Below are 11,731 nucleotides of genomic sequence, written 5' to 3' on the forward strand. Positions count from 1 at the left end.
TCGCCTCGCCACTGTTCGATGGTGAGCGGACGCGATCTATCTGGAGGAGATGTCTCTGCCTCGTTTGTCTGCAAAAACGTCGGCAAGTCGTGTTCCGTTAGTCTTCGAGCGCGTCGGCGATGCGGTCGAGCGAGCGTCGCATGTCGTGGACTTCGTCCCGGAGCTTTCGCATCTCACGGGTGAGTTCCTCGTTGTCGTTGCCGCCCGATTCCTCGTGCTGCCCTGGCGGGCCGCCGCCCATGCCGCCGGGGCCGCCCGGACCGGGGCCGCCGGGGCCGCCGCCCATCATGCCGCCCATCATCTGCGCGAAGGGGTTGCCCCCGCCCATGCCGCCGGGGCCACCGCCACCGCCCATCATCTCTTCCATGCGCTCCTCGCGGCTCATCTCTTTGCCGTCGCCCTCGCCTTCTTCGCGCTCCTCGGCGCGCTGCTGTCGGATCTCCTCGACCCGCTCGCGGAAGGACTTCTCCTCGCCGCCGTCCTCGGTCGCGTCCGCCGATTCGTCAGCGTTTTCGGGTTCATCGTCTGCCATACGCCCGGTTTTGGTTGGCCCGCTGAAAAGGGTTGCCGTCCAGAGATAGCCCGAGTAGACAGCTGGTCAGCGGGGGCGCTGGTCCGGAGAATCGCGCTGTCTTCGGGGGGTTCGTCGCCCCGGTACAGTTAGCCGAACTCATATCAGCGATGGCGCTGCAACTCGCCTGAGACCTCGGAACAGTGAAACGGCGACTGCGGGCGCTTGACATGGATGGTGCCGGGCTCAGGCGAGCCGTCGGACCAGCACCGAGAGGCCGAGCCCACAGGCGAGCACCACGGCGAGGTTGAACGCCGCGTTGAACAGTGGCCGGTATCGGTCAGTCACGAACGTATCAATCGCCGACGACGCGGAGAAGTAGAACTGCAGTGTCGCGATGAGCGCCACGAGCGTGAGAATAGCGAACACCGCCCACTGCGCGTAGATAGCTATCGCCGGACCAGAGTCGCCGTCTGGCTCGTCGACAGTGTCGCCGGTCTCCGCGTCGATATCCTGTGCCACTGTGTCGGTGTTGGAGGTATCACTCATTGGTCTGTCTCCGTGCGATGAGGAGCGCGCTTGCGAGGACCGCAATCAGTCCGGCCAGCGCCGTGAAGCCGGGACCTTCTTCAGCCATCGTCTGCTGTGGCTCGTCCATCTCTCGTTCTTCGGGGCGGTCCCGTTCGAAGTCGCTGGACTGGAAGCCGACTTCCTGCCGGGTTTCGTTCTCCTGGAGACGCTCCGTCGGATGGAGGTTCGCCGGGGAACTTTCGGTCCCGACGATGACGCCGTCGGAGAGCAGCATGCCGTCGAGCCAGTAGTTGTAGTCGTCAGGCACCGTCAGGTGGGTTCTGACGATTTCCGTCCGGCCGGGGCGAATCTGGCCGACCCGCACGGTCGACTCGTCGGCGATGACGTTCGAGTCGGCCTGCCGCGCCCGGAGCCGGAGCGAAAGGTCATCAGACGGGTCGTTGCCGGCGTTCGTGACGTACACTGAGACGTTCAGTGTCGTCCGGTTGTCCGAGACGCCGTCGATTCGGTAGGTGATGGAATCGAGCGGGACGCCGGCGTTCTCGAACCGCTGGAAGGTCACGCTACTCCGGGCGTACGCCGGCGTGAGCGCGTCGACGTTCTGGACCGACTGCTGACCGGTCTCGACGCGGTCACCGTCCTCGTAGACGATCGTGTCGATCCGGTAGCCGCCCGCCCGCTCGACCGTGATGTTCGACCGCACCGATACCTCTCGTTCCCCTTCGATTGTGCCGACTGACTGCCGCGTCGTCGTCGCGACGAGGCCGGTGTCCGCGTCGATGGCCCGCGTCTCGACGGTGACGTTCTCGGCGGGACCGCCGCGGTGCGAGAGCCGGGCGTCGATAGAGAGCGTCACTGTCTGGCCGTCGACCGACGCCGGTTCGATGGTCGTCTCGCGGAGGTCGAGATAGCTCTCGCGAACGTCGTCCTGTGGTTCGGAGAGCGCGCCGGGGACCGCTGTTGCACCGATGAGCATGGTCAGGACGACCACGACCACGCCACCGGTCAGGAGGGTTTCACGTCGCACACGAGGATGGGCAACAGCCGCCACTAAATGTCTTCTGCACGGACAAGTACGGATTACAGCGACGCCAGTCTCGCGTGTTACCTGAACGCACCGAGACTCGACTGGAGGTCGCGGTCCGTTCCGCCGTCTGTGAGTTCGTAGCCGACGAGCTGTCGGAGGTCGACGGCGTAGACGCTGCTGTTGTTCTCAAGCACGGCGACTCGCCCCTTCGTCCCCCGGACAGTCCCCGTCGCCAGGGTTTCGGCCATCGGACGGTCCGAAAGGGACAGGTCGTACTCGAAGTCGTAGGTCGCCAGCGGGTCATAGCGCTCACAGAGCGACGCCCACCAGTCCGTGTCGACGGACTGGTCGAATCCCGATATCTTCGTGGGAACTCTGACCCGGTCTCCCAACTCGACGGCGATGTCGGCCTCGACCTGCCGGGCGATGCGGCCGTCGGCGACGGTCCGGAGGTGGGCGGCCCTGTCGGCCCCCTGTTCGCGGAGCCGTGTTTCCAGCCGCCAGGAGCGGGTGACGCCGACCTTGACGACGTCCGGCGCAAACGCCGCCAGATACACCGCGTGTTCCTCGTCACACGTTTCGAGCGGCTTGTTGCAGTCCCCGGTACAGCGGGCACACGGCCAGATATCCGTGTGTTCTGGACAGTACGGCGCGGGGTCGTTGTCGCATCGAAAATGCTGCTTCCCGTCCACCGCGCCGGCGCAGTGGCGCTCCCCGAGCGTATAGGAGAGTTCGGTTCCCGGGTCAAGTCGCTCAGTAGTGACGCTCCCGCCCTCGGCTAACAGGAGCGCGGCGTGTTCGTCGACCCGTGCGCGGTAGCCCACGACCTGCACGTCCGGCGGTTCGGTGCGGAGCCGCAAATGGCTGCCGGGACGACGTTTTTGTGTTTGTCTGTCAAATATCCGTACATGGCAGACCTACAGCTCCGGAGTCCGGCCTTCGACGACGGCGAGCGCATCCCCGAGGAACACGGCTACTCGGCGGCGAACACGAACCCCCCGCTGGAGGTCGAGAACGTCCCGTCGAACGCGTCGTCGCTCCTCCTCATCGTCGACGACCCGGACGCCGAGGAGCCGGCCGGGAAGGTGTGGGACCACTGGCTCATCTGGAACATCCCGCCGGATATCGACCGGATTCCAGAGGGATGGGCACCCGACGAGGCCACAGAGGGACAGAACGACTTCGGCGAGGTCGGCTGGGGCGGTCCGAGCCCGCCGGACCGGGAGCACACGTACCGTTTCCTGCTGTACGCGCTAGACACGACGCTCGACCTCTCCCCGGCAGCGGACAAGGACGACGTGTACGACGCGGCCAGCGGCCACGTCGTCGAAAAAGCACAATTAAACGGTACGTACCCGGCCTGACGCCGCGCTCAGAGTTCTTCGAGTAGTTCGCGGGTCGACTGCCGCACCGCGTCGTCGCTCGACTGTTCGGGCTCCCAGCCCAGCGCCGAGAGCTTGTCGACGGAGAGGCGCATTCGCGGCACGTCACCCGTCCAGCCGCGGTCACCGCCGGTGTACTCGTACTCGGGGTTGATGCCCATCTCGTCGGCGACGATGCTGGCGATGCGGTCGACTGACGTGGTGGTCCGCGTCCCGAGATTGAACACGTTGTGGTCCTTGTCGGCGTGTTCGACGGCGAACAGCATCGCGTCGATGCACTCGGAGATGTGCATGTAGGACTTCTCCTGGCGGCCGTCGCCGAGAATCGTCAGCGTCGACGAGTCTTCGGTGAGCTTCTCGATGAAATCGGGAATGACCGCGCCGCGCAGGCGGGGGCCGACGATGTTCGCAAATCGGAACACCCACGACTGGATGTCGTGGCTGTGGGCGTACGTCGAGACGAGCGACTCCTCGGCGAGTTTCGTCGCGCCGTAGACGCTGATTGGTTCGAGCGGCGCGTAATCCTCCGGAGTCGGCCGCGGCGCTTCGCCGTATACAGTAGATGACGACGTAAACACGAGGTTCTCGACGCCGACTTCCTGCATCCGTTCGAGGATGTTGTAGGTGATGTCGCTGTTGTCCTCGAACTGTCGGCGGGGCGTGTCCGTGTCGACCAGTTTCGACGCCGCGAGGTGGACGACGAGGTCGACATCGCTCGTGATGGCCTCGGCGACGACGTCGGGGTCGGTGAGGTCACCATCCAGATAGGTCGCGTCCTCATGGACCCACTCGGATTGCCCGTTCGCTTCGTTGTCGACGACCACTACGTCGTTGTCCGGACCGAGGCGCTCGACCAGATGCGACCCGATAAAGCCCGCCCCGCCGGTGACGACTATTCGCTTCTCTGATACGTCCATAGGTGCGATGCTTCCCATGCGAGAAAAAACGTTGTGGTCGCGGCCGATTCCAGGGGAATCCGTACCCCAGTAACGGATGACAACGTCGTTTTATAGCTTCCCCTGTGAGAGTCGGCTATGACTCGATTCACTCGCCGCGGGCTGCTGGCGGCCACCGTCGGCGCTATCGGCGCGATGGCCGGCTGTGCCGGCGGTAGCTCGGAGTCGGAATCAGCCGGGACAACGGAGACGCCGACGCCGCTCCCGGGCCAACCGCTCTCAACGCCGGTTGCGGGCGACCCCGGGGCCGACGTGACCGTTGCGGTGTACGAGGACTACGCCTGTCCACATTGTGCGACCTACTCGGAGTCCGTTTTCCCGCAACTCCGCGACGACTACCTCGCTGACGGAACCGTCCGCTACGAGCACCACGACTTCCCGATTCCGGTCGACGAGGAAGTCTCGTGGCAGGCCGCAAGCGCCGCGCGCGCCGTGCAGGACAACGTCGGCGCGGCGGCCTTCTTCACGTATTCCAAGCGCCTGTTCGCGAACCAGAACCAGCTGGGCCCGGACACCTACGCCGAACTGACGGAGGGACTGGACGTCGACGGCGAAACGGTTCGAGCGGCCGCGACGGGGGAACTGTACCGCCCGACAGTCTCCGGCGACCGCGATGCCGGTATCGACCGTGGCGTCCAGGGGACGCCGACCGTGTTCGTCAACGACGAGCGGGTCGAGTGGAGCGAAATCGCCTACGAGCCGGTTCGGTCGGCTATCGAAGCGGCACGGAGCGACGGATGAAAGAGTCGCCGCAGGTGACGGTGCTTCGACTGGGCCACCGGCCCGGCCGGGACGAGCGGATGACGACCCACGTCGGTCTCACCGCACGCGCGCTCGGGGCTGACAAAGTCGTGCTGGCCAACGCCGCTCGCAATCAGGCCGACACGGTGATAGACATCACCGACCGCTTTGGCGGCCCCTTCGACGTGGCCTCGACAGAGAAACCGAAGCGGCTCATCCGTGATTTCGAGGGCCGCGTGGTCCACCTGACGATGTACGGCGAACCGGTGCAAGATATCGAGGGTGATGTCCGCGAGGCCCACGCCGAGGAACCGCTGCTGGTCGTCGTTGGCGCAGAGAAGGTCCCGTTCGAAGTGTACGAACACGCCGACTGGAACGTCGGCGTCACCAACCAGCCACACTCCGAGGTCGCTTCCCTGGCCGTCTTCCTCGACCGCCTCTTCGAGGGCCGGGAACTGGACCGCGAGTGGGAGAACCCCGAGAGAGTCGTCGTCCCGCAGGAAACCGGCAAGCGGGTCGTCGATCCCGACGAAGAGTGATACCCACGCAGTTGTGCCGCGGGGCTTTTATCCCTCGACGCTAAGTGTGGCTCAGATGTCGCGTCACAACGTGTTGGTCGTCGTCGCTGACAGTCTCCGCGCCCGGAACACCTCCGTTCTGGGCTATCGCCGGGAGACGACGCCCTTTCTTGACGCCTTTGCCGAGGAGGCGACGGTGTACACGCAGGCTCGCAGCCCGAGCAACTGGACCGTCCCCAGCCACGTCAGCATGTTCACGGGCCACGAGACCCACGAACACGGCGTCGACCACACCGCTAGACTCGACGCCAGCCACACAATCTTCGAAGAACTGGCTGAAGCGGGCTATGACACGGGGCTGTTCTCCGACAATCCGTTCCTGACCGACCACGAGTCAGGGCTCGACGAGGTGTTCCAGACGGCGGTCGGCTCGCCCGAGCAGTATGACTCGGCCTACGAGACGAACGGCTCGCTGGGCGACTGGCCAAACGGCTTCTGGTACGCCGACCGGACGCTGGAGTGGATTGACGAGCGTGAGAACGAGTGGGCCGCCTGCATCAATCTGATGGACACCCACCGCCCGTACGAACCGCTCGCCGACTACGACGAGTGGAGCGACGAGCGCTCCCGCGAACTCCAGGAGTCGATGGGGTTCAAGTGGCACTGGGAGTTCCTCTCCGGGAACCTGTCGCTTGGCTTTGCCGGCATTCTCGAACAGATATACGACGGCGCGGTCCGGCAGGCCGACGCCATCTTCGAGACACTGATCCGCGGACTGGACGAACAGGGCGTCCTCGACGACACGCTGGTCGTCTTCGCCGGTGACCACGGCGAGGGCTTCGGCGAGCCAACGGCAATCCCCGAGGAACCGCCGGCCGTCAGCCACCGCATCGGGACTCACGACAGTATGTATCACGTCCCACTCGTCGTCCGTGCCCCCGGCCAGCGGGAGGGACACCGCGTCACCGACCTGGCGACGCTCAGCCGGTTCCCCGACGCCGTCCGCGCGATGGCACTCGGCGACGGCAACGCGGACGGCCCGGCGTTCGCCTCGCCGAACGGGACCGTCGTCGCGTCCCAGGCCCCCATCGGCCCGGCGATGCGCGAGGAGGCCGAACGGATCTGTGGCGACGCCGCACCCTTTGCGAAGCACGCCCGACTGGTCTACCACGACCGGCCCGGCGACGAGGTCCGAAAGCGGGCGGCGTGGGGCGACAGTGCCCACGAATCCGTCATCAAGGGCTGTGGCGGCACGGCCGAGGACAGCGATATCGCCGCCGCCGTCGTCCGGAACCACTTTGACAGCGACCGGTACGCCGACGTGGATATCGCGACGCTACTCGATGGCTACACCGAGTTCGAGGACGCGTCCGACACACAGTTTGCCGGGGCGCTCGACGACCGGCTGGAGGCACTGGGGTACAAATGACAGCACCCCACACCGAACTGGTCCTCGTAGTCGCAGCCGACGAGAACAACGTCATCGGCCTGGACGGCGGCGTCCCCTGGCACTATCCCGAGGACGTGCGCCAGTACAAGGACCGCATCGCGGGTCACCCGGTCATCCTCGGCCGCCGGACGTTCGATTCGATGGACCCGCTAACTGACTGCTACACTGTCGTTCTGACGACCGATGATAGCCGGAGCGCCGACTCGGAGACGGTCGAGTACGCCACGACGCCGCAGATAGCCGTCGATGCCGCCGCCCGCGCTGGCGCAACCGAATCGTTCGCTGGCGACGCCACTGGAGCGAGCGACTCGCCGCCTGTCACCTACGTCATCGGCGGCGAGGCGGTGTACGACCTGTTTCTCCCGTTTGCCGGCCGGATTTTTCTCAGCCGCATCCACGAGCGAAACGAGGGGGACCGCTACTTCCCGGACCTGGGAGCGGAATGGACGGAGTTGTCCCGGGAGTCCCACGACGGGTTCGACGTTATCGAATACGAACAGGCGTCGCCGCGACCGCTCGACGACCTCTGACTGTTCGCCAGTCAACAAAGTCGCCTGAAACTGTCGGTGGCCTGAAAACCACAGCTGTTAAAGTAATTCAAATGACTACTATCCTGCAGCAACTCGTGATGCTAGACAAAATCAAAAAATCCGTCTCGGATGTACTCTCGGGTGGGAAGGGGCAGTCAGACAACGGTCCAGAGGCCAGTGCAGTGACGAACAACCGTGTTCAGGCTAGCTCCGCCGGCGGTGACGGCGCGGCCGACGAACCTGAGTCGAATCTCTACGAGTGTCCGTCCTGTGACTCCGTCTTCGTCGCTATCGACAAAGAGACCTGCTCCTCCTGTCGGACTCCAGTCGAGCAAATCGAATAGCGAGGGTCGTGGCGACGGATTACGGTGACAGTGGTGCCCGAAAAAGGACTGCTGTCCGTCGCTGTTGCTGGCTGCCTGCGGGCACAACGAGTGCTTCCCACCAGCAGCATGGTCCCGGCCTCTGTGTCAGCGTTCAAGAGAGGACGACCCGATGGTTTTAACCACATGACTCCCGGATGTGCGGGTAATGGCTTTTGAGGAACTCTTGGAGGACCCCGTCATACAGAAATACCTCCACGAGCTGGTCGGACCGAAAGGGATGCCGGTCGCCGCCGCGCCGCCGGACGGCGAAGTGACCGACGAAGAACTGGCCGAGGAGCTCGGACTCGAACTGAACGACGTGCGCAGAGCGCTGTTTATCCTCTACGAGAACGACCTCGCGACCTATCGTCGGCTCCGCGACGAGGACTCCGGGTGGCTCACGTACCTCTGGACGTTCCAGTACGAGAAGATCCCCGAACAACTGCAAGAGGAGATGCACCGCCTGCTCGACGGCCTCGAAGAGCGCCGCGAGTACGAGCGGGAAAACGAGTTCTACCTCTGTGAACACTGCGGCATTCGCTTCGAGTTCGGCGAGGCGATGGAGTTCGGCTTCGAGTGCCCCGAATGTGGCAACCAGGTCGAGACGATGGAGAACACCCGTCTCGTCACCGCGATGGAGAACCGCATCGACGAGCTCAGAGACGAACTGAACGCTGACGTGGACGTGGAAGCCTGATGGTCGTTCTCGGTACAAAAGTGTACGTCGCCGGCGATGCCCGGGACCGTACGCTCGATGGGCTGCGCTCGATGGTCGGCAACGAACTCGGTGACCTCGACGTGGCGTACGACATCGGCCTCCGGGACGACGAGTTCCCGTCGGTGACCGTCGACGGCCCCGACGAGACGGTCGCGAAGAACCTGCTGCGCGAGGAGTTCGGCGAGATGGTCGCCGACCACGAGGACGGCGAGACGTACGTCGGAACGCTCGATAGCTGGGACGAGGACGGGTTCGTCCTCGACGTCGGCTTCGGGCAGACGGTCCGAATTCCGGCCGATCAGCTCGGTCTCGGGCAGGGGACGCCCAGCCAGATCCGGAAGCGGTTCGGACTGGTCCAGCACCTTCCGCTCCGGTTCGTCGCTGGCGACCCAGCACGCCTCTCGGAGGTTGAGCAGGACCGCCTGTACGAGTGGAGCCGTGGCAACAACGGTCGCATCAACGCGAACAGCGTGACACGCTCGGAAGCGCGTGCGACGGTCAACCGCGCCGGCCACGCACAGGACATCGTCACTGTCGAACGCATCGGCCTGTTAGAACAGAGCATCATCTGCAACCCGGACACCGACCCGCCGGGGCTGCTCGCCGACATCGGGCAGTACATGCCGTCGGAGCTGCTGGCAATCGTGCCCTGACTTTCGAGCTATGAAACGCCGCCATCTCCTGTTGGTCGCCGTTCTCGCACTGGTCGCCCTTTCGGGGTGTAGCGGCTTCTTCGGCTCCGAAGAGGTCGACCCGGAGCGGCTGAACGAGAACGCGAGCTACGACTGGAATACCTCGGCAGACGGAACAATCGTCATCGAGGAATCGAGATACACCGCCGTCTACGCCGTGGAGAACGAGACCACATTTGACGTGTACACCGTCGACGGCCTCGGGCGCGAGCGGAGTGTCCCTATCAGTGCGCTTCGGTTCCGGTACGAGAACGGGACTGTCGTTAGCGCTGCCAACTCCTCGCTGAGCGCTTCAGAGAGCCGCCAGCGAACGACTGTCAATCTCTCCGGGAACGTCTCCGGAAAGGTGGGCTACTCGGTCGCTCGGACCGGCAAGCGCTTCGCTTCCCCCACGCTCGTCGAGGACGGCTCGTACACGGTCGTGCTCCCGCCCAACACTGGGGCCGGGATTCCGTTCCTCTCGCGAATCAGCCCGGGAGGCTACGAGTCGGAGACCGTCGACGGCCAGCAGGTCATCCGCTGGGACGAGGTGACCTCCGACCAGATTGTCGTCCGGTACTATCTTGACCGCGACCTGTGGCTGTTCGGCGGCCTGTCGGCCATCGCCATCGTCATCGGCGTCGTGGGGACGCTGTACTACTATCGGCAGTTGCAGGAAGTGATTCGCCGACGCAAGGAGGCCGGTATCGACCTCGAAGAAGAGGACGGTGACGACGACCCGCGGGACCGTGGTCCGCCGCCAGGGATGCGTTGAGGCCGGATCGAAAGCGAGATCCGACGCGTTTCGCAGGCGCTAACCGGGTCACTTTTTCGCGTCGGGCGTACACACACGGCTATGAGCAACGGGTGGTTCGCCGGGCTGGACCCGGACGACGACGCGGCCGCTGTCGAACAGATAGAGGCCGGGCGAGCCGACACGCCGGAGGACTGGCCACAGCAGGCAGTCGAGGCGGGGTTCGCAGACGACGAAGCGGACTACTACGACCGTCTGCACGAGGTGACGATGGCGGCCACCAGCGCGGCGGTCGCCGAACGAGAGGGCGCTGACGACCAGCAGCTCGTCCACGCGGTCCGGGCGATGGCCGACTGCGAGCGCACGGCAAACGAACTCGCCGAACGGGTCGCCGAGTGGGGCGGGAGCCGGCACGGTGATAGCGGGAGCGGCGTCGAGTACGCTCGCTCGCTGGCCGACCGAGACGACGAGGACGAGGGAGACACTGCCCTCCGGGCGCTCGCCGGGCAGACGGCCGAGCTGGCCGACGAGGCGGACTCGCTTCGGGCGTACATCGAACGGACCGCGCCCGCCGTCGCGCCGAACCTCTCGATGCTGGCCGGGCCGGTGCTTGCGGCCCGCCTGATTTCACTGGCCGGCGGCCTCGAAGCGCTGGCGAAGAAACCGAGCGGGACGGTACAGGTCCTCGGCGCGGAAGACGCGCTGTTCGCACACCTCAAAGGGAACGCGCCGTCCCCGAAACACGGCGTCATCTTCACCCACGAGTACGTGCGCGGGACCCGCCGGGAGGACCGCGGGTCGGCTGCGCGGGCATTTGCGGGGAAGCTCTCGATTGCCGCCCGCATCGACCACTACAGCGGCGACCGCCGGCCAGACCTGCAGGTGGAACTTGACGAGCGCATCGAACGGATTCAGGCACGAGCCGAGGAGGGGGACGACGAATGACCCTTCCATCCGGCGTTGAGCGCCACGACTTCGGCGGTGAGACGAGTCTCGCCACACAGGGACAGCCGGTGTACGGCGAGCGGACGGACGGTGACTGGCGGCGGTGGGACCCCCACCGCTCGAAGCTCGGTGCGATGCTTGCGCACGGAATGGACACCGGTCTGGAGGGCGGTGAGACCGTCCTGTACCTCGGTGCGGCGGCCGGGACGACCGTGAGTCACGTTGCCGATTTCGGCGGCCCGACCTACGCCGTCGAGTTCGCGCCCCGGCCCGTGCGGGAACTGCTGGACGCCGCGGAGAGCCGGCGGAATCTCTTCCCGCTGCTCAAGGACGCACGCAAGCCTGAGAGCTACGCCCACGTCGTCGAACCGGTCGACGTGGTTGTACAGGACGTGGCAACCAGAGGGCAGGCCCGGGTGGCGACACTCAACAAACAGTTCCTGACCGACGACGGTCGGCTGCTCGCGGCTATCAAAGCCCGGAGCGAGGACGTGACTGCCGACCCCGACGCCGTGTTCGACAGCGTGCGTGCGGAACTCAGCGCCGAGTACGAACTGCTGGAGACGGCGCGACTGGACCCGTATCACGAGGACCATCTCGGTATCGTCGCTCGGCTCCGCAAGGACTGACGC

16 protein-coding genes are annotated in these 11,731 nt (G+C 65.3%); 11 read left to right on the forward strand and 5 right to left on the reverse strand.

The genetic code is table 11. The features are described from left to right. Positions 1-97: 97 nt before the first annotated feature. From AV929_RS09040 to AV929_RS09055, 4 genes are all read right to left on the reverse strand, one after another. Entirely contained in the window at positions 98-532 is a 435-nt protein-coding gene (locus AV929_RS09040; protein WP_014040323.1) for a hypothetical protein, read from the reverse strand. Positions 533-757: 225 nt separating this feature from the next. Beyond that, entirely contained in the window at positions 758-1,060 is a 303-nt protein-coding gene (locus AV929_RS09045) for a hypothetical protein (RefSeq protein ID WP_050038046.1), read from the reverse strand. Beyond that, entirely contained in the window at positions 1,053-2,069 is a 1,017-nt protein-coding gene (locus AV929_RS09050; RefSeq protein ID WP_064288038.1) for a PGF-CTERM sorting domain-containing protein, read from the reverse strand. Before AV929_RS09050 ends, AV929_RS09045 begins: the two co-directional genes overlap by 8 nt. Positions 2,070-2,146: 77 nt before the next feature. Beyond that, positions 2,147-2,929 carry a DUF2797 domain-containing protein gene (locus tag AV929_RS09055; RefSeq protein ID WP_080510067.1) on the reverse strand — a complete coding sequence of 261 codons (783 nt, stop codon included), beginning with the start codon at positions 2,927-2,929 and terminating at the stop codon, positions 2,147-2,149. A 48-nt stretch (positions 2,930-2,977) separates the two neighbouring features. Here AV929_RS09055 and AV929_RS09060 point away from each other — a divergent pair, with 48 nt between their 5' ends. Further along, positions 2,978-3,433 (forward strand): YbhB/YbcL family Raf kinase inhibitor-like protein, encoded by a 456-nt coding sequence (locus tag AV929_RS09060; protein ID WP_050038049.1) that lies wholly within the window; start codon positions 2,978-2,980, stop codon positions 3,431-3,433. A gap of 8 nt (positions 3,434-3,441) precedes the next feature. Here AV929_RS09060 and AV929_RS09065 read toward each other — a convergent pair whose 3' ends face one another. Further along, positions 3,442-4,368 (reverse strand): NAD-dependent epimerase/dehydratase family protein, encoded by a 927-nt coding sequence (locus AV929_RS09065; protein ID WP_064288039.1) that lies wholly within the window; start codon positions 4,366-4,368, stop codon positions 3,442-3,444. Between the two features lie 117 nt (positions 4,369-4,485). On the opposite strand from AV929_RS09065, the gene AV929_RS09070 reads away from it, so the two are divergent. From AV929_RS09070 to AV929_RS09115, 10 genes are all read left to right on the forward strand, one after another. Next, positions 4,486-5,148, forward strand: coding sequence for a thioredoxin domain-containing protein (locus AV929_RS09070; RefSeq protein WP_050007208.1), 663 nt, complete (start codon positions 4,486-4,488; stop codon positions 5,146-5,148). Then, positions 5,145-5,687, forward strand: a complete 543-nt coding sequence (locus tag AV929_RS09075) for a tRNA (cytidine(56)-2'-O)-methyltransferase (protein WP_064288040.1) — start codon at positions 5,145-5,147, stop codon at positions 5,685-5,687. The genes AV929_RS09070 and AV929_RS09075 overlap by 4 nt, the downstream gene beginning before the upstream one ends. 55 nt (positions 5,688-5,742) lie before the next feature. Next, positions 5,743-7,095, forward strand: a complete 1,353-nt coding sequence (locus AV929_RS09080) for a sulfatase (protein WP_064288041.1) — start codon at positions 5,743-5,745, stop codon at positions 7,093-7,095. Then, complete coding sequence (locus AV929_RS09085) at positions 7,092-7,646, forward strand: dihydrofolate reductase (RefSeq protein ID WP_064288042.1); 555 nt, start codon at positions 7,092-7,094, stop codon at positions 7,644-7,646. Before AV929_RS09080 ends, AV929_RS09085 begins: the two co-directional genes overlap by 4 nt. A gap of 71 nt (positions 7,647-7,717) precedes the next feature. Continuing rightward, positions 7,718-7,990, forward strand: coding sequence for a hypothetical protein (locus AV929_RS09090; protein WP_064288043.1), 273 nt, complete (start codon positions 7,718-7,720; stop codon positions 7,988-7,990). Positions 7,991-8,177: 187 nt separating this feature from the next. After that, on the forward strand, positions 8,178-8,708 hold the full coding sequence (gene tfe / locus AV929_RS09095; RefSeq protein ID WP_064288044.1) for a transcription factor E: 531 nt from the start codon (positions 8,178-8,180) through the stop codon (positions 8,706-8,708). Next, on the forward strand, positions 8,708-9,382 hold the full coding sequence (locus AV929_RS09100) for a DUF2110 family protein (RefSeq protein WP_064288045.1): 675 nt from the start codon (positions 8,708-8,710) through the stop codon (positions 9,380-9,382). Before tfe ends, AV929_RS09100 begins: the two co-directional genes overlap by 1 nt. A gap of 10 nt (positions 9,383-9,392) precedes the next feature. Beyond that, a complete protein-coding gene (locus AV929_RS09105; RefSeq protein WP_064288046.1) occupies positions 9,393-10,175 on the forward strand; it encodes a DUF5803 family protein in 783 nt (260 codons plus the stop codon). 81 nt (positions 10,176-10,256) lie between these two features. After that, positions 10,257-11,099: an NOP5/NOP56 family protein gene (locus AV929_RS09110; protein WP_064288047.1), complete on the forward strand. Its 843-nt coding sequence runs from the start codon at positions 10,257-10,259 to the stop codon at positions 11,097-11,099. Continuing rightward, positions 11,096-11,728 carry a fibrillarin-like rRNA/tRNA 2'-O-methyltransferase gene (locus AV929_RS09115; protein WP_064288048.1) on the forward strand — a complete coding sequence of 211 codons (633 nt, stop codon included), beginning with the start codon at positions 11,096-11,098 and terminating at the stop codon, positions 11,726-11,728. The genes AV929_RS09110 and AV929_RS09115 overlap by 4 nt, the downstream gene beginning before the upstream one ends. The last annotated feature ends 3 nt before the right edge of the window (positions 11,729-11,731 follow it).

The sequence above is a fragment of the Haloarcula sp. K1 genome (assembly GCF_001647155.1).
Taxonomy (GTDB): domain Archaea; phylum Halobacteriota; class Halobacteria; order Halobacteriales; family Haloarculaceae; genus Haloarcula; species Haloarcula hispanica.

Coding starts and splice junctions, on each gene's coding strand:
- AV929_RS09115 (WP_064288048.1), top strand. CDS start 11,096: ATGACCCTTCCATCCGGCGTTGAGCGCCACGACTTCGGCGGTGAGACG.
- AV929_RS09065 (WP_064288039.1), bottom strand. CDS start 4,368: ATGGACGTATCAGAGAAGCGAATAGTCGTCACCGGCGGGGCGGGCTTT.
- AV929_RS09110 (WP_064288047.1), top strand. CDS start 10,257: ATGAGCAACGGGTGGTTCGCCGGGCTGGACCCGGACGACGACGCGGCC.
- AV929_RS09075 (WP_064288040.1), top strand. CDS start 5,145: ATGAAAGAGTCGCCGCAGGTGACGGTGCTTCGACTGGGCCACCGGCCC.
- AV929_RS09045 (WP_050038046.1), bottom strand. CDS start 1,060: ATGAGTGATACCTCCAACACCGACACAGTGGCACAGGATATCGACGCG.
- AV929_RS09070 (WP_050007208.1), top strand. CDS start 4,486: ATGACTCGATTCACTCGCCGCGGGCTGCTGGCGGCCACCGTCGGCGCT.
- AV929_RS09080 (WP_064288041.1), top strand. CDS start 5,743: ATGTCGCGTCACAACGTGTTGGTCGTCGTCGCTGACAGTCTCCGCGCC.
- AV929_RS09040 (WP_014040323.1), bottom strand. CDS start 532: ATGGCAGACGATGAACCCGAAAACGCTGACGAATCGGCGGACGCGACC.
- tfe (WP_064288044.1), top strand. CDS start 8,178: ATGGCTTTTGAGGAACTCTTGGAGGACCCCGTCATACAGAAATACCTC.
- AV929_RS09085 (WP_064288042.1), top strand. CDS start 7,092: ATGACAGCACCCCACACCGAACTGGTCCTCGTAGTCGCAGCCGACGAG.
- AV929_RS09060 (WP_050038049.1), top strand. CDS start 2,978: ATGGCAGACCTACAGCTCCGGAGTCCGGCCTTCGACGACGGCGAGCGC.
- AV929_RS09090 (WP_064288043.1), top strand. CDS start 7,718: ATGACTACTATCCTGCAGCAACTCGTGATGCTAGACAAAATCAAAAAA.
- AV929_RS09105 (WP_064288046.1), top strand. CDS start 9,393: ATGAAACGCCGCCATCTCCTGTTGGTCGCCGTTCTCGCACTGGTCGCC.
- AV929_RS09100 (WP_064288045.1), top strand. CDS start 8,708: ATGGTCGTTCTCGGTACAAAAGTGTACGTCGCCGGCGATGCCCGGGAC.